Annotated in this window: 14 protein-coding genes and 1 pseudogene; 6 read left to right on the plus strand and 9 right to left on the minus strand. The window is 60.5% G+C overall.

The window, feature by feature from the left end; genetic code table 11:
* The first annotated feature begins 70 nt into the window (after positions 1-70).
* The 3 genes and pseudogenes from FJE54_RS02270 to FJE54_RS02280 form a co-directional block, all read left to right on the plus strand.
* Positions 71-3,622 (plus strand): hypothetical protein, encoded by a 3,552-nt coding sequence (locus FJE54_RS02270; RefSeq protein ID WP_139651120.1) that lies wholly within the window; start codon positions 71-73, stop codon positions 3,620-3,622.
* Positions 3,606-5,654 (plus strand): alkyl/aryl-sulfatase, encoded by a 2,049-nt coding sequence (locus tag FJE54_RS02275; protein ID WP_139651122.1) that lies wholly within the window; start codon positions 3,606-3,608, stop codon positions 5,652-5,654. The genes FJE54_RS02270 and FJE54_RS02275 overlap by 17 nt, the downstream gene beginning before the upstream one ends.
* A 386-nt stretch (positions 5,655-6,040) precedes the next feature.
* Positions 6,041-6,334, plus strand: a pseudogene (locus tag FJE54_RS02280) (peptide chain release factor-like protein); the annotation flags it as partial.
* 49 nt (positions 6,335-6,383) lie between these two features.
* On the opposite strand, the gene FJE54_RS02285 reads toward FJE54_RS02280, so the two are convergent.
* The 6 genes from FJE54_RS02285 to FJE54_RS02310 all read right to left on the minus strand — a co-directional run bounded on the left by FJE54_RS02285 (position 6,384) and on the right by FJE54_RS02310 (position 13,024).
* Positions 6,384-7,043 carry a putative endonuclease domain-containing protein gene (locus FJE54_RS02285; RefSeq protein WP_139651126.1) on the minus strand — a complete coding sequence of 220 codons (660 nt, stop codon included), beginning with the start codon at positions 7,041-7,043 and terminating at the stop codon, positions 6,384-6,386.
* Positions 7,044-7,891: 848 nt separating this feature from the next.
* Complete coding sequence (nrfD, locus tag FJE54_RS02290; protein WP_139651128.1) at positions 7,892-8,788, minus strand: NrfD/PsrC family molybdoenzyme membrane anchor subunit; 897 nt, start codon at positions 8,786-8,788, stop codon at positions 7,892-7,894.
* Positions 8,789-8,794: 6 nt separating this feature from the next.
* A complete protein-coding gene (locus FJE54_RS02295) occupies positions 8,795-9,337 on the minus strand; it encodes a 4Fe-4S dicluster domain-containing protein (RefSeq protein WP_139652180.1) in 543 nt (180 codons plus the stop codon).
* Positions 9,337-11,538, minus strand: coding sequence for a molybdopterin-containing oxidoreductase family protein (locus FJE54_RS02300; protein ID WP_139651130.1), 2,202 nt, complete (start codon positions 11,536-11,538; stop codon positions 9,337-9,339). The genes FJE54_RS02295 and FJE54_RS02300 overlap by 1 nt, the downstream gene beginning before the upstream one ends.
* Positions 11,520-12,251, minus strand: a complete 732-nt coding sequence (locus tag FJE54_RS02305) for a molecular chaperone TorD family protein (RefSeq protein WP_255467174.1) — start codon at positions 12,249-12,251, stop codon at positions 11,520-11,522. The genes FJE54_RS02300 and FJE54_RS02305 overlap by 19 nt, the downstream gene beginning before the upstream one ends.
* 44 nt (positions 12,252-12,295) lie before the next feature.
* Complete coding sequence (locus FJE54_RS02310) at positions 12,296-13,024, minus strand: ferredoxin-like protein (protein WP_139651132.1); 729 nt, start codon at positions 13,022-13,024, stop codon at positions 12,296-12,298.
* 309 nt (positions 13,025-13,333) lie between these two features.
* Here FJE54_RS02310 and FJE54_RS02315 point away from each other — a divergent pair, with 309 nt between their 5' ends.
* Positions 13,334-15,463, plus strand: coding sequence for an aldehyde ferredoxin oxidoreductase (locus tag FJE54_RS02315; protein ID WP_139651134.1), 2,130 nt, complete (start codon positions 13,334-13,336; stop codon positions 15,461-15,463).
* 170 nt (positions 15,464-15,633) lie between these two features.
* On the opposite strand, the gene FJE54_RS02320 is transcribed toward FJE54_RS02315, so the two are convergent.
* The 3 genes from FJE54_RS02320 to FJE54_RS02330 form a co-directional block, all read right to left on the minus strand.
* Positions 15,634-16,464 (minus strand): ADP-ribosylglycohydrolase family protein, encoded by an 831-nt coding sequence (locus FJE54_RS02320; RefSeq protein ID WP_139651136.1) that lies wholly within the window; start codon positions 16,462-16,464, stop codon positions 15,634-15,636.
* Between the two features lie 545 nt (positions 16,465-17,009).
* On the minus strand, positions 17,010-18,095 hold the full coding sequence (locus FJE54_RS02325) for a YdhW C-terminal domain-containing protein (protein ID WP_139651138.1): 1,086 nt from the start codon (positions 18,093-18,095) through the stop codon (positions 17,010-17,012).
* Positions 18,096-18,102: 7 nt separating this feature from the next.
* On the minus strand, positions 18,103-18,681 hold the full coding sequence (locus FJE54_RS02330) for an iron-sulfur cluster assembly scaffold protein (RefSeq protein ID WP_255467175.1): 579 nt from the start codon (positions 18,679-18,681) through the stop codon (positions 18,103-18,105).
* Positions 18,682-18,941: 260 nt separating this feature from the next.
* Here FJE54_RS02330 and FJE54_RS02335 point away from each other — a divergent pair, with 260 nt between their 5' ends.
* Together FJE54_RS02335 and FJE54_RS02340 are read left to right on the plus strand one after the other, a co-directional pair.
* Positions 18,942-20,486 carry a helix-turn-helix transcriptional regulator gene (locus FJE54_RS02335; RefSeq protein ID WP_255467176.1) on the plus strand — a complete coding sequence of 515 codons (1,545 nt, stop codon included), beginning with the start codon at positions 18,942-18,944 and terminating at the stop codon, positions 20,484-20,486.
* 104 nt (positions 20,487-20,590) lie between these two features.
* Positions 20,591-21,616, plus strand: coding sequence for a threonine aldolase family protein (locus tag FJE54_RS02340; protein ID WP_139651143.1), 1,026 nt, complete (start codon positions 20,591-20,593; stop codon positions 21,614-21,616).
* The last annotated feature ends 34 nt before the right edge of the window (positions 21,617-21,650 follow it).

The following is a 21,650-nucleotide window of genomic DNA, read 5'->3' on the forward strand; positions in this document are numbered from 1 at the left end:
CGAGACTGCAGGATACATGCAAGAGCGAAGCCTTCGCAGATACGGTGCGGGGCGGCCAAAGGAGTGAACTATGAGTGCCATCAAGCCTGCCGACAGCACCTTCGCGCCCCGTCTTTTACGCACCGCGTTAAGCCTTCTGCTTGCGCTCGGCTTGGTCGCCTTCATGGCCCCAATACCCGCGGTGGGCGCGCCCTCGGAATGGAACCTCGGCAAGATATCCGGCATCGCCTTCAGCTTGGCCGACGGTGCGGCGTTCAAGCCGCTCGGCATGGCCGCGGACCCGAACACCGCGACCGACCTCGAAAACGTGATCGACCGCGTCGACGGCCTTCTGGAAGACGCCAAAAGCATCGAGCTCGAGTGCGAGAAGATCCTGCAGGCGGTGGACGACCTGAGCACGCAGCTGAGCGACCTCGAAAACAGGAACAACCAGCAGTTCAACGACCTCAAGCAAACCGCCACGACCGATACGATCAAGATCCAGCGGGAGCAGATAGTAAAGATGAGCGACTCGGTGTACGCCCCCGCGCTCGCTGCCTACAGCCATTTCGTCGAAGCGGCGCGGGACTACTCCGCGTCCAGAGGCACCGCCAACGAGTCTGCCTGCCTGCAAGCCGCGCACCTGGCGGAAGGGGCGCTCGTGGCCGCGTTCGACATGCTCGACTACGAAGGCGACCTCGCCACCCTTGAAACCCAGGGCATCAACATGGGCGACTACGCGAACCAGCGCTATCTGTACAACCTGGACAAGTACGCCGACGAAGCGTTCGCCTTCGACCATCAGCGCTACGCCCTGCTCACTGCCGGCATCAACGATGTGGTGGCCAACCTGAACGTCGTCGTCTACGTGCAGCGTCTGGAGTACGACTACTGGAGCGCCAAAGCCGAAAACTCGAGCGACCCCGCCCTACCCGCCAAGGCGAAAGCTCTCGAAAACGCCCTGGTCACCAACCTCAGGCGCGTCGCCGAGGACATCGACTACACCGTGGCCGAGTTCGCCAACAAGAGCGGCGACGCCTCGTGGCCGCGCACCGACCTGCTCACCCTCATGCGCCCCTACGACTTTCAAACCGAGTACGACTTCAACTACGAAAGCTCGTCCAGCAGGACGTTCAAGTATCAAACGTCCGACTCCAACGGCCCAACCACCTCGACGACGCACTACACGGCCACAGCGGTGAAAACCGCCCCTGTCATGCCCGTGTACCGCGCCTCGGTGAACGGCGCGACGTACCTGGTGGTCGACGGCGGCAGGGGCATCTCGCACGGCGAGAAGCAGGGCGACCTCATCCACGGTCTGCGCTATTGGGAGAAGCTGGGCTCCGGCACGCTTCTCACCTACGACTGCTTCGGCCTGCCCGACCAGGATTTCTACAACCTGCTTTCCACTCGCGACGGCGTGTACTCGCTTCCACAGGACTTCGCGCCCCTCGCACCGCTGGTCACGCAGAAGAGCTATGCGAACTCGGAAGGATCGCTGACCTCCTTCCTGAACAGCAACGGCATGACATCCATCGGCCCGACACCCTACGTGCTCATGAACAGCTACGTCGATCCGGCCTCCCCGTCCAGCGTCGATGCGCAGAACCGCTCCTCGTCGTTCAACCTCTCCAGCACCGCCATTCCGACCAGCGGCGATTACGAGAGCGCGAAGACCAGCCTGACCATGGATGACACCGCCGGCGATCCCGGTATGCTGGTGGTGCTGGCCCAGGAGGCGGGCAAGCGCGAGGCCTACCAGCTGCACGCGAACCCCGAAGGAAGCGGGCTCGACATCGTCATGACCGACCTGGCGGGCAACCCCCTTCCGGCCGAGGTGCCGGCGGGCACCTGCGTCAAGCTTTCCGTCGTTGCATCGGAACCGTCGATGCTCGATTCGCTCGTGCTCAAGAATGCGAACGGCGACGTGCTGGAGAAGCTCGCCACACCCGAGGCGGCGTCGCTGGTCGAGCCCGACCAGCCGACCGATACCAACCGGCCCGGCGCGATGAGCTTCACGTTCGCCATGCCCTTCCAAGACGCGTTCGTCGTGGCCGCATCGGGCGCCACTTTGGCCAACCCGCTGAGCTTCGCCGAGGATGCCGACGGGGCGTATCTGGTGAGCACGCTCGACGACCTGGTGAAAGTGGCCGCCGCCTTCGAGCAGCACGCGGAAGCGTACGAGCGCGCTACGTTCAGGCTGGCCGCCGACATCGTGAACCAGAGCACGCCCTTCCCGGCGTGGACGACGCCCATCGGCACCGAGGTGCACCCGTTCACGGGCACCTTCGACGGGGCGGGCCACCGCATCGGCGGCTTCACCATGGACATGAGCCAGGGCGCGCTCGCCGCGCAGAAGTTCGGCGGCATCTTCGGCGTGATCGGCGAGGGGGGCGTGGTGCGCGACGTGGCGGTGAGCGCCGTCGACTTCAGCGGCGATCCCGCCAGCCAGTCGGTGGGCGGGCTGGCCGGCCTCAACCGGGGCAGCATCGTCGATTGCTCCACGGGGTCGGCGCAGGCCGGCACCGCCACCTCACCCTCGCTGCTCGCCTTTGAGGGTGAGCCCACGAACGCCGCGGTAGGAGGGCTCGACGCGGGAGGGCTCGTGGCCGTGAACAGCGGGCAGGTGCTCAACTGCTGGTCGGGCGCCGACGTGCGTGCCAGCGCGAACGGCGGGCGCGGCGGCGGGCTGGTCGGCGTGGCCGAGGCGGGATCGAGCGTGTGGAACGGCTACGCTTTGGGCAACGTGTACTCAGGCGAGCAGGCAGGCGGCCTCATCGGGAGCAACTCCGGCGATGTCTACAACGCGTATTTCGCCGGCGCCGAGGTGAGCGGCACGCAAGCCGGCAGCTTCATCGGCGCGAACCACCACGACGTGTTCGCGGCCTATTTCGTAGAGGGCGTCGCGGGCCGCGCGTTCGGAAGCGGCTTTGCGGGCGACGACCCCGAGGCCGGCCTCGTGGAGATGGCACGGGAGTCCATGGCCGCTCAGGGTTTCGCCGATCAGCTCAACGCCAGGGTGACCGGCGCCATGAACTGGTGGACTTGGTCGCGCGACGCGAACGCGGAGATGCCTTCGCAGGTGAAGGACCCGATGATCGAGCGTACGATAACCGATGGGACCACCGGCATCTCGCTTGCCGGCACCATCCACGCGGGCGCGGTGCTCTCCCTCGAGCCCCTCGCCGAAGGCGACGCGAGCTACGACGCGCTCCTGCAGCATGCGGAAGCGTCCGGCCTGCTGGGCGAGCTGGCGGCGAGCTGGCGGGCCCTGCTGCCCGTGAACGGGAGGAAGTCGGGCCAGTCATCGTTGGACGGCCTCGTCGAGCTGAGGATTCCCCTGGCGGCGGACTATGCGGGTTGCGACGTCACGGTGCTTCAAGAGCTTCCCGGCGGCATGGTGGCCCTCGATGCCGCCATCGTCGACGGAACGGCGACGGTGCAGGTGAGCGCGGTGTCGCCCTTCGCCGTGATCATCGGCGACCCGAAGGGCGGCACGCTCGCGCCTGTAGGCGACGGCGCGGCCGGTTGGGCGGGGGCATTTGGGGCGCTTCTGGCTGCGGCGGCGGCAGTCGTGCTATCATGCCGATGGCTCCGCAGCGATTCCAAAAGAAAGCGAGGCCCCAATGGGCTGCAACCATAACCTAGACAGGCGCACCTTCGTTACGGGCGCTTTCGCCACCGGGGCGCTCGTTGCCGCCGGAGCCGCACTCTGCGGGTGCGCCGGGCACCAGCAAGCCGGTGCGCCCGAAAACGCTGCCGCGCTCACCGGCCTCACGACCGACACCAAACCCGCAACCGATTCCACTTTCGCCGCCAACGACGCCGTCTACGCGCTCCTTGACTTCTCCGACGAGCGCGAACGCGACTTCGCAAGCCGGGGCCTCATCGACGCGCCCGATGCGCTCGAGATAACCGACGACGCCGGCAAGGTCGTCTGGAGCCAGGAGGCCTACGCGTTTCTCGACGGGGCCGACGGCTCGCCCGCCGAAGCGCCCGATACCGCGAACCCGAGCCTCTGGCGCAACGCGCAGCTGAACCACCTGTACGGTCTCTTCGAAGTGGTCGAGGGCATCTACCAGGTGCGCGGATACGACATGACCAATATCACGTTCGTGCGCGGCGAGACCGGCTGGATCGTATTCGATCCGCTCATGAGCGTCGAGTGTTCCCGCGCCGCGTTCGAGCTCGTCTCCGAAAACCTCGGAGCCCGCCCCGTCGCGGGCATCGTCATGAGCCATCCCCATGTCGATCACTACGGCGGGATCAAGGGCATCGTAAGCGAAGAAGAGGTCGCCGAGCGTTCCATCCCTATTATCGTGCCCGCAGGGTTCGCCGAGCACGCGGTGGCCGAAAACGTCTACGCCGGCAACGCGATGGGCAGGCGCGCAGGCTACCAGTACGGCACCTTCTTGGAGCCGGACGCGCAGGGCTCCCTCTGCATCGGCATCGGCATGGGGCAATCCAAAGGCAGCGTCTCCTACATAGCGCCGAACGATACGATCGCCACTACCGGCGAGGTGCGTATAATCGACGGCGTCACCATGGAATTCCAGATGACGCCCGGTACCGAAGCCCCCGCTGAGATGAACACGTGGTTTCCCGATTTCAAGGCGCTTTGGGTGGCAGAGAACTGCACAGGCACGCTGCACAACCTCTACACCCTGCGCGGCGCCGAGGTGCGCGACGGCAACGCATGGGCGAACTACCTTATGGAGTCGAAAGCGCGCTACGGCACCGAGGCACAGGTGACGTTCCAGGCGCACAACTGGCCGCATTGGGGCAACGACGTCGTGAACGAGTACATCGAAAATACGGCCGCCATGTACAAGTTCATCACCGACCAGACGCTCATGTACCTCAATCAGGGCTACACGTCCACCGAGATCGCGAACATGATCGAGCTTCCCGCCGCACTCGAAAAGAACTGGTACACGCGCCAATACTACGGCACGGTGCGCCATAACGCCAAAGCGGTCTACCAGAAGTACATGGGCTGGTACGATGCGAACCCCGTGAACCTCCATCCCCTGCCCCCCGTAGATACCGCAAAGAAGTTCGTCGAGTACTTCGGCGACGTCGATGCCGTGCTCGCCCGCGCGACGCAGGATTTCGATGCGGGCGAATACCAGTGGGTCGCCCAGGTAACGAACCTCATCGTGTTTGCTGATCCCGCGAACGAGCCCGCGCGCCTGTTGTGCGCCGATGCGCTCGAGCAGCTGGGCTACGCGGCTGAATCCGGCACCTGGAGAAACGCCTACCTCACCGGTGCGAAGGAGCTGCGGTTCGGCGTAGACAGCGACCCGAAGTACCGCGCCACCGGCTCGGCCGATATCCAACGAGCGATGGAGCCCGGGATGATGCTCGACTACCTGGGCATCCTCCTCGATGCGAACGCTGCTGAGAACGTGAATCTGCGCATCAACCTCACCTTCACCGACGAGGATCCGTACCTGCTTACCGTGCGCTCGGGCGTGGTACTCTACGAACGCGGCGTTCAATCCGAAGACGTCGATGCGACGCTCACGATGCCGCGCCTCGGGATGTTCGCCATCTTGAACCGCGACGAAGAAGCCCAGAAAGCAATCCAGATCGAGGGTGACCAGGACGTTATCGCCAAACTCACCGAGCATATGGTGACATACGAGTTCTTCTTCAACATTATAGAACCGTAAACGGCGCAACCTCATTGAACGGATGGGCCGAGGCGCACGCCAAGAGCGCAACGCCACACCGTGCGGGAAGCACCAAGCAACTCCCGGCCTGCGAAACCGGGCTTATCACGCCCCGCCGCAGCAGAGGTTGCTGTATCCCGGCCCGCAGTACGCTGCGGCAGGGGTTGGTTTGTTCCAGCCCTCAGTACGCAGAAGGGGTTGCTTTGTTCCAGCCCGCAGTACGCTGCAGCAGCGCATTGCGCATTGCGGCTCGGCAACCGCTCATGCGCTTCAAAGGGACGGCGCGCGACACCTGCTACAATGGCCCTATGGACAGCGAGCATCTGACATACCGCGATTATGCTGCCTTCGCGCAGCAATCGCTTGACGAAATCGCCCGCGATTGCGAGGTATCGGTGTTCCGTGCTACTGGCCCAGGCGGCCAGGGCGTCAACACCACTGATTCGGCCGTGCGCATGAAGCACCTGCCCACGGGTGTCACCGTCACTTCACGCGAATCGCGCAGTCAGTTCCGCAATCGCCAGCTCTGCCTCTCGAAGCTTCGCACCATCTTCGAGCGCAAAGCCCGACCACCGAAGATCCGCAAGCAAACCCGCATCCCCCGCCGCGCAAAAGAGAAACGGCTCCAGGACAAACGGTTGACCAGCGAGAAGAAAGCAACCCGGAGGCGGGTGGACTAGGTGTTTCTCCATTTTCCATCGTAGACTAGCGACTCTCAGTTTTCCCTTGTCATACGGCAACAGGCAGGCCGTATCGCCTTCCGCTAAACAATTCCGTCCTCAAACGGCTGCGCGCGTTCACAAAACTGCCTTCGTCGTAACGTAACTGATGCCCGGTAAGCTGAGAAAACGCGTTTGCGGCTTCATCTGTCGCTTCCCTGCTTTTAAGCAGGTCGAATGTTACGTTCACTACGGTATACCCCATCGCTTCAAGCGCATTGCGGCGTGCCGTGTCCTTTGTTTTCTTGCGCTCGCCTTTATGGTACTTGTCGCTATCGTATTCGCCGATCAAACGGCTTTCGGGCCAGTAGAGGTCCACCTCGAAGAAATCATTCGATGTGAACCTCTTGCCGGTTTTTGTTACCTTGATCCTATGGTTAAGCAGAGGTGCCTTAATTCCATACCCCCCGAGTTTGTACGGCAAGCACAAAAGCATCACCAGCTCCGTCTCCTTTGGCGAAGCTGAGTTTTCCACAATGTAGCGCACTGCCCTCAACGCTTTTTTCCGACACGCTGCATGCGGCATATTCTCGATGGATGAAATAAGCTTAGCTACCGTAGTGAGCGGTGCGCATCTCGGAATATCATCGCCTTCGGATAAGAGATCGTATATGCCGCACAGTTCGAAGCCGAGCTGGATAAGCTCAATGAGTGAGAGGCGCGATGCCATCTGAAGGAAGCATAGCTCAGGGGAACACACGTAAAACCCGTTTCGCGTGTCGAGCACCATGCCTTTCGGAAGCGCAGTCCCCCAAATATGGCAGACGTACTCTTTCGAATGGCGACGAAGCGCTGCCTGCGAAACGAGCACATGCAACGGCCGTGAAATCCACCACGGGCCCAGTGCTTTCTCCTCATGCGAACCGGGCGGCTGCGCAATCAGCGATTTCGCGTGAGATACCGCAACAAAGCTCCTCGACTGACTGCGAACCGAAAGCCAGTACTCAAGTGCCGATATGTGACTGAGAACGATAGCCATACCTGCATGGTACAGCAGTTTTGCAAATTAGCGGCATCGTTTTAGTACAAAATGACGTTTGCGAATGATCTTTTTTCAGAATAGTCGATTGTACTTGATTACGAACTGGGACGTTTCTTTTCTTCCCTTTTCTCTGATCTGGATTCGAGTGAAATAACCGTTCGCAAACGTCATTTTGTACTAAAAATTTTTCGGATTTGGAAATTTATGGTAGGAGTTGCTCGCTCGAAAGCGCTTGCACCTGCGCTGTGGATTCACTTCCGAATCCGCTCGCAACGTAGGCGGACGGCTGCAACGCGGACTCGCTCCGCAACTGCGGCCCCAGCGCCCGCAGCGCGGTCGAACAGCCGTAATCCGAATCCCCAAGGTGCAAGCCTCGTCGTCTGCAGCGCCCTCGGATTCTCCCACCGTTTGCGTGACGATGAGGGAACCGCAAGCGCCGCCGCAAAATCTGCTGGGGCGACATCGCGGCAGCTGCCCGGCCGAACCGCCGGGGGCAACGCCGCTCAAGCGGCATCGCCCCGGAAACGGCAAACGACCTACAGCATCATCGGCACGACGATCGTAACCGGCACCGCGCCCACCACGATCAAGAAGCGCAGTAGGAAACCGCCCACGAGCACGCCCACATCGGACGCGGCCGACAGGTAGTGCGCCTTGCGACTCTCCTCGAACTCGCGGGGCGAGAAGAACAAGAGCCACGTCTCGAGCAAAGTCGGAATTACAAGGCCCACGAGCACGAGCCCGATCCAGAACGGCAGCGCGTACTGGCCCACAAGCAGGTTCATGACCGAATTCCAACCGGCCTCGGAGTTGAACGACGTGATAAACATGAGCGAGGCAAGCAGCACAAGCTCGATGATCGGAAAGCAGAAGTGGAACTTCTTGAGAACGCCCACCATGTTGAACTCGTCGGCATGGCGAAACACCGCTATGAGCAGAACCGCCGCCGCACCGGCCGACATAGCCGACACGAGAAACAGGATCGGCAGAAGCGCGTTGTTCCACAAGGGAAACGTCTTGCAGACACCCAACAGCACGCCCGTGTAGATGGCCACGCACACCGCGAACACCGTGCCCACGATGTCGAGCCACACCGGAATCGAGCGCTTGAGGAAATCGAGCAGCACAGCCACAAGCGAGATGACGACGAAGCCCGCGAGAAACACGACGCCCCACGTCATCACCGATCCGAAGTTCGTGAGCAAGAGCGCGAAGCGCAGCGGATTATGCAAGCCGCCCTCGGCATCAACCATGAGCAGGCACAAACCGATGATCACCACAATAGGCGCGATGATATGCGCGATCTTGCGCATGTTCACCGCTTCAGGGTGCTTCCATCCCAAAAAGGCCGAGGTGGCGAACGCGCCGCCGCCGAGACCCGCCAAGAACAGGTACCACGCGATGATGGCACCCCATACAGGTTCGAAAGACATCGCTCATCACCTCACATAAAAGACTTTGGCCTTCGTGAGGCTGCCCGCGATTGGCTGGGCGTTCTCTCTCACGATTGCCTTGGATATATCGCTATCGGGATCGTCGAGATCGCCGAAGATGCGCGCATCGGTCAGGCACGCATCGACGCACGTCGACATCTTCGTCCCCGATTCCGCCGAGCTCACCACGCAGAAGCGGCACTTGTCGACCGTCCCCGTTGTGTGGCTGTGCACGCGCACCTGGTACGGGCACGCGGCCATGCAGTACTTGCACCCGATGCAACGCCCGTGATCGACGCCCACGATGCCGTCAGGTCCTTGGTACGCAGCGCCCGTCGGGCACACCGACACGCACGGCGCATCCTCGCAATGCATACACTGCAACGGCACCGTCTCGATCGACACGTTCGGATACGTGCCCGCCTCGCGTTCTTCGTAGCGGATGAACGCCTGCTCGGACTCGAGGCTGTTCTGCCGCTGACACGCTACACGGCACGCGTAGCAGCCGATGCATTTCTTGGTGTTGATCAGCATTCCGTAGCGGGCCATCATGCACCTACTTTCTTCACCGATACGAGGGCTTCTTGCGTACAAGCCGCTCCGTATGCAGTCTCAATCCTGAAGGGCACGAAGTCCATCTGGCGAAGGCCGACCTCGTACGCCGTATGCTGGTCGGGAGACGAGCATCCGTAATGGCTCGGCATGTAGAGCGCCGTCGGGTTGATGCGCTGCGTTACCTTCGCACGGCAGCGTCCCGTGTGCTTCTCGTTCGAAACCTCCACCTCGTCACCGTCGGCAATCCCGAGTTTTTCAGCGACGTCGGCGTTAATCCATACGCGCGTAAGGTCGTAATCCTTCGTGATCTGCATGAGATCTTCGATGTTCGCCGTTTGCGTATGGCTGTGGATGGCCTGCTTGCCGCCGATAAGCCTAAGTTCGTTGCCCGAGGGCATGACGGCGGGTTCCACCCACACGGGTGCAGCTGACAAACCTGCCGCCGTTGCCGCCTCGCTCGTAAACTGGATCTTACCGGTCGGCGTCTTCCACTCGGGTACCTTGCCGTACGAGAACTCTTTGTCCGGGAAATAGGCGACTCCGGTGGTTTTCAGAGCGTCGAGCGAAAGGCCGACGGTTTCAAGCTGCGCCTCGGCGAGCTCTTCAACCGTGAAGTCGAAGTACTGTCCCACGCCACATGCCTCGGCGAGTTCGGAGAATATCTCGTCGGACGTCTTCGTGTTCGGATGCACCTTTTCGATCACCTGGTCGCGCAAGGCAACGGCAGGAACGATGCCGCCGATGAATTCGGGCAGCTCCATACGCTCGAGGTAGCTGCACTCGGGCAGCACGTAATCGGCGAGCAGAGCGGTTTCCGACATCTGCACGTCGACGACGACGCAGAGTTCGAGGTTCTCAAGCGCTTCGGCCAGATACGCGGTGTTCGAATATCCCGCAGCCATGTTCGAGTTGTAGAAGAACATGCCTTTGACTGTGCCTTCTTTCGCCTGTTGGGCGGCATAGAGGTTCGAACCCATGCTCGTAAGGGCAAGCGGATATTCTGCGGCGCCGAGCTGCTTGCCCTCGGGCTTGGGCACTGCCGGGAACTTCGCCTCGTCGAGATCGCCTGCCGAAACGCTCGGCGTAAACAGCGCACCTCCCTTTTGGTTCCAGCATCCCAGAAGCGTGTTGAACACGCAGATGGCGCGTGCCGTCTCGCCGGAATTCTCGTAAGCGCATCCGAAGGCACCGCGCCAGCTCGGCTCGATGGAAGCAGCCGGGGCGGCATTTGCGAACTCGAATGCAAGCCGCGTGATGGTGTTCGCCGGAATGCCCGTGATACCCTCGGCCCACTCGGGCGTATGCTCGACGATCTGAGCAGCCCATTCATCGAACCCGTCGACATTCGCCGCTACGAACTCCTTGTCGTAGCGCCCCTCACGCACGAGCACCTGCGACATCGCAAGTACGAGCGCGAGATCGGTCCCCGGATTGATGGGCACCCATTCGTCAGCGAAAATGCGGGTGTTGTTGCAGCGCGGATCGACGATGACGACCTTGGCTCCGCGCTCATGCGCCTTCTGGAGCGCCATCACAGAACTCGGACGGATGGCATCGGCGTAACTGCGCCCGATGAACATGACCATATCGGTGTTCTCGATATCCGATTCGTAGTTCCCCTTGCCGATGACTTGGGTGAAGCCGCTTTCTTTCGACAGGTTGCACGCGGCTCCGTGGGTGTAGAAATTCGGCGAGCCAAGCGCGTTGATGAACCGTTTCGTGTAGTACTTGCCCGACGGGCGCGGATCCTGCACCATGGCGAGGGCGCCGGGGCCGTCGGCATCGATGATGGACTTCACGCGATCGGCGATTTCACTGTACGCCTGATCCCATGAAATGGCTTCGAAGGAGCCGTCCTCCGTTTTTTTGAGCGGGTCGGTCAGACGGTCCTCGGAATAGGCGATCTGCGAATACCCGTATCCGCGGGCGCAGAGCTTGCCCTGCGCATAAGGGTGATCCTGATCGCCGATCAACCTCGACAACCGCCCATCCGTAACATAAGCCGTGAACCCGCATTTTGTGGAGCAGGCGTTGCAGAGCGAGTGCGCCGTGGTCGTTTGACCGTGCGCTTCAGACTCTTCAGCATGCGCCTGTCCCCAGGCATCGAAGCTCAGGTATCCGGCACCTGCGACGAGCGCCACCGCACCCGCACTGCCGGCCAGGAAGCTTCGCCTGGTCACTGCGTTTTCTGACATAACTGTTTCCCTTCTATACCCTGCATATGGTTTGGAATCGGCGAAACCGCTCCCTGCTGGGCCCTGATTCCCAAGAGCACGTCTACAAGCCCCACGTAGAAACTCGTATCGTCTTCAAGGCTCAAGAGCCTTATACGGTAGGCGGTCAGCCATTCGAATCGCTCGGACAAGTACTGGCGCGCTTCGTCTCTCATGCCCGACCGCAAAAGCACCGCCACGAGATCGAGTTCGAGCGCCAAATGGTCCGGGCAGGCGGAAAACCGCTTCGGAAGCTCAAGGCCCAGCCGCCCGATCAAATCTCCCATGTACAGAGCCGAATCTCCTTGGTAGAGACCCGTTGTACGGGAAAACGGGGTGCGGGCAGCTTCGTCGTGAGACCACCGGACGTACAGCGATTCCACCGGAACGGCCGACTCGGGCAAACCGCCCGTGAAATGGCGAGCAGCGAAGCGCTCCTTCTCGGCAAACGTCGGCGGCGCGTACAGCGCCTTCACCTCGCCTGCCGAAAGGAAATCCTGCAGCGGGCAGCGTCTGCCGACGCGCTGAATCGTACCGTGCGCGCAACCGAGCAGCTTTTCATCCTGCATCGCGCGACGCGCACCGTCGAGAAAGCCCGACCAGGTCGTGCTCTTCGTCAGCGCCTGCCATTCGCGCTCGTCGATCGGAGCGAAGCATTTCGACATGATCGAGAAGATGTCCTCGTCCTCAATCATTCGTCCGTCCTTTCTTCAAAACCTTGCAGCGTATCGTTGCGTCTCTATACGATGGTCGCCGTCGAAACCACGCCCTGGGCGATAACTTCGTCGGCGATGTCTTTCCAGTCGATGAACTTGATAGCGCCGTTGGGACACTGCTCGGCGCAGCGGCCGCACGAGATGCACTTCGTCGATTTACCCGTTTCGGAATCGACGACCGGCATGTTCCACGGACATGCCGCATGGCACATTCCGCAGCCGATGCAACGCTCGGAATCAACGACGCGCGCGCCCGATTCTTCGTCACAGTAAATCGCATGGACGGGACAGTAGTTCATGCATTGCGGATCGGCGCACTGCTTGCAGCTCTCGATGGTGAACTGGCAGTTTTCGAATGCGCCGTCTTTCGTGTCGACACCGTGGCCGTAATTGTAGTTCGGCCAGACGCGAACGCGGGCGATGCTCTGGCATACGCGCCCGTCGTTCTTGAGCGTGCACATCATCTCGCAACGCTGGCAGCCCGAGCAGCGGGCGCGGTCGGTGACGATCATCTTGGTTGGAGTGGTGCGGATGGTCACGCGTCCCGACGCAATCGATTCGGATGTCACGCCCCAGGTGGCCAGGACGCCTCCGACAACGAGACCGGCAACGCCGCATCCCGCCATCGCAAGAACTTGTCGGCGGGTCACCGTTTTGCGCGGCTTCGCATTCGAGCCATCGGTTTCAGGCAGAGCCTCGGAATCGGGCGTCTGCTGCGGTGAAACCTGATCGTGCAGATTGGTATCTGACATAGTTTCTTTCTCCCCTCACGTACTCGTCTGTGAGTTCTACTTCGTTGGTACGGCCCGTATCCGGGGCCCTTTCCTCCCTTGAAACTCGCACAGCACCCTCACACAACACCAAGCATTCTGCCCGCCCGCGCGGGATGCCATTACCCTCTTTGAGAGTAAAGTCGCAGATCATGGGAATTACCCTCAAAGAGGGGATACGCGCTTTCGCCCGGATCGCATACTCGCAGACGACGATTTTTCGTCCATGCTGCCCAATATCTCGCATGTCCTTCACACAACACAGGACCCAAGAGATTTGGAGATAACACCATGGCTGACCAGAAATCGTACGGATGGGCCGGAAAGATACTGCGCGTCAATTTGAGCACAGGATCTATTTCCACCGAGCCGACCGATCCGTATAAGCTCTACATCGGGGGCATGGGCCTCGCCAACAAGATCATGTACGACGAAGTGCCCGCTGGAACCGATCCTTTGTCGCCCGAGAACAAGATCGTATTCGCCGTCGGGCCCCTGACAGCATCGGGCGTGCCGCTGGCAGGGCGCACAACCATCTGCTCGTTGTCCACATTCACGAAAGATCACCTCATCGTCGACGCCCATTGCGGCGGCATGATCGGTGCGAAGATCAAGCTCGCCGGCTACGATGCGATCGTGGTCGAGGGAGCATCGGATCACCCGGTGTACCTCAACATCAAAAACGAGAAGGTCGAGATCAAAGACGCTTCCGACGTGTGGGGCATGGGCACGCGCGAGGCAACCGAGGCGCTGAGCCGCAAAGAAAGCACGAAAGCCTGCGTTGCAACCATTGGGCCCGCAGGCGAGAACCTCCTACCGTACTCGTGCATCATCAACTCGCGCAACCACTCGGGCGGCGCGGGCGTGGGAGCCGTCATGGGCTCGAAGATGTGCAAGGCGCTCGTCGTCGAGGGAGACGGTTCGGTGAACGTGGCCGATCCGCAAGCGGTTGCCGACTTGTCCGACTACATGCTGCGCGAGGTTATCGGCTCGAACAACAACCACGTCGTGCCGCAAACCCAACAGGAGTGGGCCGAATACTACGACAAGGGCTCTCGTTGGTCTGCGCGCAAGGGCCTCACCTGGGGCATCGCAGAGGGAGGAGCCATCGACGTCGGCGAGCCGAAACCGGGCGAGCTCAACACCGTGGGCTACCGCTGCATGAAATCGGTCTACGACCTCGGCGAGGTTGCCGAAAAGTACACCGTCAAGATGAACGGCTGCCACAGCTGCCCGATCCACTGCTATTCGGATCTGCGCATCGACCGCACCGCCGAGCTCGGCGGCAAGGCGACCGCCGGCAACACCTGTGCCGCAAACTTCCCCTTCAAGTACATGAACGGCATCCTTAAAACCGATATCAAGGAAGACACCGAATCGGGCATCCTCTGGAACACGCTCATCGGCACGACGATCGACGAGCTGGGCCTGTGGTGCAACTACGCGCAGCTCTGGCGCGACTTCGCCCACTGCATCAGCGCAGGCGTCTTCGACCGCGTACTGCCCGAAGAGGAAAAGGCGCTCTTCGACTGGAACCGCATCTACGAAGACGATCCCACCATCATGGTCGAGGTTCTCAACAAGATCGCGCAGAACGATTCGGAGATCGCGTACCTCGCGTACGGTCCTTACGTTTGGGCCGAGCGCTGGGACGATGCCGATTGGTTCAATCAGAAGCCGAGTGCGCTCATCAATTACCGCGGCTGGCCCGTACATCATGCGACCGAATGCTTTGGCCAGGTAGGCGGCGTGTACAACATGATGTTCAACCGCGACGACATGATTCACTCCGCCGTGAACTTCCAAGGCTGCGGGCTTCCCTTCGAACTCAAACAGCAGATTGCCGAAGAGGTATGGGGCGGTGCCGATGCAATCGACCCCGACAAGAATTACACCCCCATGAACGACCACAAGGCGAATTTCTGCTGGTGGTCTATCGTCACCGACGTGTTGCACGACTCGCTCACGCTGTGCAACTGGGTATGGCCGATGACCATGAGCCCCACCAAACAGCGCGATTACCGCGGTGACCTCGATTTGGAGGCGAAGTTCTACAAGGCTGTCACAGGCGAAGACGTCACGACCGACGATTTGTACCAGGCGGGTGCACGCATCATGACGCTCCAGCGCGCCAACACCGTACGCGGCATGACGAAGGCGGACGGCACGATGGGCAACAACGATCTGCGCAACGACCACGATCGCATTACCGATTGGGTGTTCGATCACGATCCCGATTTCGAGCCCTTCACCGAAGGCACGATCAAAATCGACCGCGACGACTTCCAGACCGCGCTTTCTATGGTGTACGGAAAATTCGGTTGGGATGAGACGCTCGGATGCCCCACAGCCGAATGCCTCGAAAGCTACGGCATGACCGATGTGAAGGAAGACCTCGATTCGCTCGGGCTGCTTCCGTAAGAAGCTCTCGGCGTTTCGCATGCAGGGATACAAGGCGGCAGGCGTCGACCCCCAGGGCGTTTCGCGCGTCGGCGCTCATGCGACGGCAGAAACGCTGCCGTAAACCGATTCGAGCCGCATCCCTCTGCGGCCACCCGAAGACCCTCGCATGTGCGGGGGTCTTCGGGTGCCTAGAACAAGCACGCCTCCATGATGCCGCGCCCGCGCAATGCGCCGATCCATGCGCGTGGTATGGCATCGTAGCCGTAGACGATGCCTGCCAACCCGCCCGTGACGGCACCGACCGTATCGGTGTCGTCGCCAAGATTTACTGCGGCGAGCACCGCATCCTCGAAGCTATCGGTGGTTGCGAGGCTCCAGAGCGCTGCTTCGAGCGTATCGACCACGTATCCGGTCGAGCTGATTTCGTCGCGCGAGAAGGAGGCGATACCCGATAGGCGCTCGAACGGCCTGCCTTCGACAGGCTCGGCAATCGCTTCGCCAACCGATGCACCCGCGAGCAGGCGCTGCGCAAGCCGCACGTAAATGACGCAGGCGTGTTTCGCAATCGCATGGGCATGGGTGATCGCCGAAACCGCCTCGATCTGCGCATCGGTGATACCATCGACGAAGGCAAGCGGCACTGCGCGCATGAGCGAGCCGTTGCCGTTGTCGCGCTCGCCATCGAGCCCCCGCCCCTCGCGAAGCGCTTCTGCTGTCGTGCGGCCAACATCGAACACGTCGCCGTCAACCACATAGGCTCCGTCGAACAACCACGCTCGGTACCGCTCGCGCATGTCATCGACATCGATGCCGCCGCAGATGCGGATGCTGTTGGCCGTCGCAAGCGTGAGGCTCGTATCGTCGGAGAACGTTCCCGCGGGCTTTCCGTACGTGCCGCCGCCGATCATGCCCTCGATGCGATAGCTGTCGCGCGCCTTGAATTCAACCGGCACCCCGAGCGCATCGCCCACCGCAACACCGTATATCGCATCGCGAACCGTTCGCCTAAGCCGTGTCATGTATACCTCCTCGTCAGGTTACGGCATCAGTATACGGAAACCAACACCGACCCTGCGATGCTGTTCAAAATCTGCAATCCGTCACACCGCTTCAAACCCTTCCTGCGGCCAGATTACACGCGGGCCCGAGGAAGCATCCCTACGCTTTGGCACCTTGACATCGGGCGAGCGCACCGTTCACGCGTCAATCGCCGCATTTCCTAGACATGGGCACGAGGCATATCGCACGCATTTCACCCTTCTCTGTTCCCGTCGTCTCGAATTTCGGCACAAAATTAGAGGTTTGACAATTAGGGAATACCATGCATTTTAGTTTCAGATCACCAAGCATTATAATGCCTGGTCATTTTTAGTCAGTATCAGATGCAGTATGCGTAAGGTAATACTGTTTTGTCAAACCTCCAATTTTGTGCCCGATTTAGGGAATCCAGGAGCACAGCGGCGGAACTGCTGCCGACCGACTCGGCAGATTTACACCCGCATCCTACAGTTTACCGCCAGGCACGCAGGGGTCCCAGGAGCAGCAAGAGCGGTGAGACTGGAGTCTACAGGTACATCCCCCGCTCGACGGCATGCCATTCGGCAAGCGAAGCGGCATAGGCGGAGCTCAGGTACTCGGTCGAGTAGAAGAACACATCGCCGTTCGAGGCTACCGTGGTTTCGATGTCGGGGTACGCACCCGATTCGCGGATGGCGTTCCACGTTTCTTCGATTTCCTCGTCGCTCATGCTGAACGGTTCGTTCTTCAAACCATCGATCGACATGGGGCGTGGATAGGTGCGAGCCTCTTCGCGCACGCATTCGACAAAGGTGACAATGCGGTCGTCTTCACGCGCGAGAAACGCCCAGTGAGCGTAGCGGTCGGTCATAATGTCTCTCGAATAGAGATAATAGCTTCGCTTGCCTACGAGCACGGCGATATCGTCGCAGGCGAGTGCATCGGCAGCGTCTTCTTCGTCGATCGGCACAAGCGTCAGCTCGCCCTCCAACTCTACCAGTTCAAAGCCTTCGGGGATTGCGAAATCGGACAGGGCGAGCTCGGGATCGCTTGAATTGGGGGCGGCAACATCGGTCTGGGTGGATTCAGGGTTATCCGAATAGGGAACAACAACATCGCTCGGGGTAGGCTCATCCCCATCCGTATCGGAAATGGCGAAATCAGACGATCCGGATTCAGCTTCTTCAACAAGGGGAATCATACCATCGGGCGAAGCGGACTCGTCTTCGCCACCAACCGGCCCAGACATTCGGGGAACCCCTACGGCACGCGTTGCGGTACGGTACACCGGCTCGGGCTCGGTAGGCTTCACAGGTTCTTCGGCCCGATGCCCTTCGAGGTACTCGTACACGAGCATCTCGAATTCATCAGGCTCCCTATGGTCGGGCACCAGCCCCGCCTGCACCCAATCCTCGGGAGCAACCAGCCGGCCGTCTGCCGAAGCCTCTCGCACATCCGCGAACACCGCGGCAAGCGCTTCCCGATCATCGGCGGCTTCGAAAGCCGCAATCTCTTCAGGAGTGAATTCGGTTTCCTCGAAAGGCAATGCGTCCTCATCGTTGCAGACGGCATCCTCGAATTCGCACCCAGCGTTGTTCGCCGAAGCGTTCTCGTCCGTGAATTCTTCTTCCATACCGATCCTATCCCGCCGCTCGCCCGAACCGAAGCTCGATGCGCCCGTCGCGCAGCGAACAATGCTCGGTCATGATGCATCCAACACTGCACGTATCGCACAAAACGCGCCGATCGAGGTCATCAATCCCTGCGCCTTGACGAATCAGATAGTCTCCGACCAGGGCTCGAATGCCCTCTATGGCGAAATACACCGTATGGATGCGATCCCATGGCACACCGTCGAGAGCGCCTTTGATGTCCTCGCCCGTGATGGCAAGCGCCTCATCGAGCGTTTTGCCCTCGAGCATCGAGCACACCGTACTCGCGCACGCCGTCATGGCAAGGCAGCCGCGCGATTTGAACCCTACCCGCACGAACGCCTCTTCGTCCGGATCGACAACGGCAAACAAGCGCATGGCAACTTCCCCGCGCTTCGACTTGCCGACCATGCATTGCGCGTTGAACCCGTCGGGCGCACCGCTGTTGCTGAACGTAGCCACTACCGAAAGCAGCGTGTCTGAATAGCCAGTCGTCCCGATCTCGCTTTCGGTTTGATAGACGTCGGCAGTGCGAATGACCGCCCGCTCGACGGGTTCGATATACACGTTTCTCTCCGACACGCGCACCTCGCTTTCTCATTCGTTTCTATACTTCCATGATGTCCAAGCGAGCAAAACCACCATCCCCTCTTTGAGGATATTTTGAACCTTTCTGGTTTACTAACACGGTAACTACCTGTATAAACAGTTCAGCCACAATGTAGGTGCGCACAAAGCTGCGCATGCACGGCGCACTACAATGAATGCTTGCCAGCCTTGCGGGGATGCAAGCGCTGGCCGCTCAGCCAAATGAAATGGGAGGAATTTTGGCAGAACGAATGCACGAGGATACCATTCGCGATACTCCGAGAAAAAGCGGCCTCGCCGACTTCTTCAAAACATATCTTCCGCTGTGGCCGTTCGTGCTTGGGCTCGCATTCGCCCGCTCGGGGCTCATCGTGGCGAGCTACGGCAGCTATACGCAAACCGATGAAGGCGTGTTCACCGACGGCGGCATGCTCATCGCGCTTTTCTTTCTGGGCATCTCATGGGCTGTTTCCGCTGTCCGCAAAACCAAATACACCAAGAAGCAAGTCGGCACCCTCATGGCGGCAAGCGTCGCCCTCGAAGCGGTGGCGCTTGTCGGCTTAACGGGCATGGAGTTCTTCGCCATCCATAACGATGGGATCAAACTCGCCCTCTGTGCGGGTTGCACGCTTTTCGGATCGCTCGCCTTGTACTACTGGCTTCGCCGTGCGCGCGGCTCAACAACGACCATCACCGCCGTATACGTGTTCGCCGCGCTATTTCTCAGCGAGATTATCATATACCTCTGCGCGCTGCTGCCTCATGCGGTCGCATATACCGTCGGCGCGCTGTTCGTCGTCGCCCAGTACCCCTGCATCGTTGTCTCGAGAAACCGCAGCAAGCTTTTGCTTGCTCCCCCCGATACCAAAGCACACGATTACTTCGGCTTTGCAAAAACCCTGATATCGAACAAGCAGTTTCTCGCCGTTACCGGTATCGGCATCGGGCTGCTGTCGATCGTCATCGGCTTGCTACGCGGCTATCCCGATGGTGCGCCCATCGCGTTTGAACCAGCGACGCGCATCGCCTATATGGTGCTCACCATGGCGCTTTCTGCCGCAATCATCGTCCTTGTCGTACGGGGTAAAGGACAGGTCATGACGATCGGAATTTGGATCATCATGCAAACACTCGCCTGTTTGGCCCTGATCGCCTACACGGCGTTTCCCGAAAGCCTCGATATCGGGGCCCTGTTCACCACGACGCTCAACGCCATGATGGTCGGCTTCACCTGGTATGCCGTCGTTGCGTTCATGAGCTACGGTTGGCGCGATCCGTACTACTACGCCATCGCGTGCTGGCTCGTCTGGCTTGGCAGCAGAGCCATCGCCCGTATCGTTCTGATTGAGATGTACCCGCTCTCGATGAACGACTCGCTTATCGCAACGCTTATGGGGGCGTTGATCGTCGTTTCCGCCCAATCGGTGTTCGTCCAATTCATCTACATCGCCAAACGGGAAAACGAAGACGAACAGGAAAAGGTTGCTTCGCGCCACAGCGCGCTGGTCAAGTTCATGGGCCTCGACAACAACGAGAGCCTCTCCGACATGCGCCAGGCCACCATGGAACACAATGCCGAAGAGATGGGCAAGCAGTTTTTGCTGTCCGAGCGCGAAATCGAGGTGCTTACGCTGTACGCGCTCGGGTTCACGCAGAAGCGCGTGGCCGAAGAGCTCTACATCAGCCAGGGCACGGCGCACGCCCACATCAAACGCATCTACGCAAAAACCGGGCTGCATTCGCGCCAGGAAATTCTTGACTATATGAAGCAGTATACGTCGTAGACAGCCGCTCAGCGAATGGTCGCGCAAAGCAGCTTGAGGCAAACGAGCCGCCTTGCCCTATAATGCATACAACACACGCGAACCGACGAAAGGCCACTGATCCCATGCTGCATTTCGATAGCGATTACATGGAGGGCGCACACCCCGCGATCCTCGAACGCCTGATGGAAACGAACTTCGACCAGACACCCGGTTACGGAACCGATGCGTACTGCGAACGAGCCCGTGCACTCGTGCGAAAGGCATGCGATTGCCCCGAAGCCGAGGTTTTCTTCCTTGTGGGCGGCACGCAGACCAACGCCACCATCGTCGATGCGCTGCTCGGACGCACGCAGGGCATCATCGCCGCCGATACCGGACACATCGCTTCGCATGAGGCCGGGGCCATCGAAGCGGGCGGCCATAAGGTGCTCTGCCTGCCCCACACGCTCGGCAAGATCGACGCAGCCGCCGTACGCGCGTGGTGCGAAACGTTTTTCGGCGATGAGAACCACGAACACATGGTGGCACCGGGAGCCGTGTATATCTCGCACCCCACCGAATACGGTACGATCTACTCGCTTGCCGAGCTCGAAGCGCTCTCCGATACCGCGCATGCGTTCGGGCTGCCGCTGTTCCTCGACGGAGCACGGCTTGGCTACGGGCTTACCGCGGAAGGCGCCGACGCGACGCTTGAGGATATCGCGCGGCTCAGCGATGTGTTCTACCTCGGCGGCACGAAAGTGGGGGCACTGTTCGGCGAAGCGGTTGTGTTCACCAAGCCCGAGCTTGCGAAGGGCTTTTTCACGCTCATGAAACAGCACGGCGCGCTGCTCGCGAAGGGACGCATGCTCGGCATCCAGTTCGAGACGCTGCTTGCCGAGAACCGCTACCTCGAGATTTCGCAACACGCGATCGACCTGGCCATGAAGCTCAAGCAAGCGTTCGTCGATGCGGGCTACGAACTCTATATCGACTCCCCCACCAACCAGCAGTTCGTCGTACTCGACGAAGCTACGAAACAGCGCATCGGAGCGCATGCATCGTTCGGCTTTTGGGAGACGCTCGAAGACGGCCGCACCGTCGTGCGCTTCGCCACAAGCTGGGCGACGAGGGAAGAATCCGTTGACGAGCTGATCGGGCTTTTATAGAACGCCCGAGAAGCCCGCCTCGATGTACCGACAA

Origin of the sequence: Raoultibacter phocaeensis (genome assembly GCF_901411515.1) — a bacterium.
In the GTDB taxonomy this organism is placed as follows: Bacteria; Actinomycetota; Coriobacteriia; order Coriobacteriales; family Eggerthellaceae; genus Raoultibacter; species Raoultibacter phocaeensis.

Excerpts from the sequence above, each read along its gene's own strand:
- FJE54_RS02340 (WP_139651143.1), top strand. The coding sequence starts at position 20,591 with ATGCTGCATTTCGATAGCGATTACATGGAGGGCGCACACCCCGCGATC.
- FJE54_RS02300 (WP_139651130.1), bottom strand. The coding sequence starts at position 11,538 with ATGTCAGAAAACGCAGTGACCAGGCGAAGCTTCCTGGCCGGCAGTGCG.
- FJE54_RS02315 (WP_139651134.1), top strand. The coding sequence starts at position 13,334 with ATGGCTGACCAGAAATCGTACGGATGGGCCGGAAAGATACTGCGCGTC.
- FJE54_RS02275 (WP_139651122.1), top strand. The coding sequence starts at position 3,606 with ATGGGCTGCAACCATAACCTAGACAGGCGCACCTTCGTTACGGGCGCT.
- FJE54_RS02310 (WP_139651132.1), bottom strand. The coding sequence starts at position 13,024 with ATGTCAGATACCAATCTGCACGATCAGGTTTCACCGCAGCAGACGCCC.
- FJE54_RS02285 (WP_139651126.1), bottom strand. The coding sequence starts at position 7,043 with ATGGCATCGCGCCTCTCACTCATTGAGCTTATCCAGCTCGGCTTCGAA.
- FJE54_RS02320 (WP_139651136.1), bottom strand. The coding sequence starts at position 16,464 with ATGACACGGCTTAGGCGAACGGTTCGCGATGCGATATACGGTGTTGCG.
- nrfD (WP_139651128.1), bottom strand. The coding sequence starts at position 8,788 with ATGTCTTTCGAACCTGTATGGGGTGCCATCATCGCGTGGTACCTGTTC.
- FJE54_RS02305 (WP_255467174.1), bottom strand. The coding sequence starts at position 12,251 with ATGATTGAGGACGAGGACATCTTCTCGATCATGTCGAAATGCTTCGCT.
- FJE54_RS02295 (WP_139652180.1), bottom strand. The coding sequence starts at position 9,337 with ATGGCCCGCTACGGAATGCTGATCAACACCAAGAAATGCATCGGCTGC.
- FJE54_RS02270 (WP_139651120.1), top strand. The coding sequence starts at position 71 with ATGAGTGCCATCAAGCCTGCCGACAGCACCTTCGCGCCCCGTCTTTTA.
- FJE54_RS02325 (WP_139651138.1), bottom strand. The coding sequence starts at position 18,095 with ATGGAAGAAGAATTCACGGACGAGAACGCTTCGGCGAACAACGCTGGG.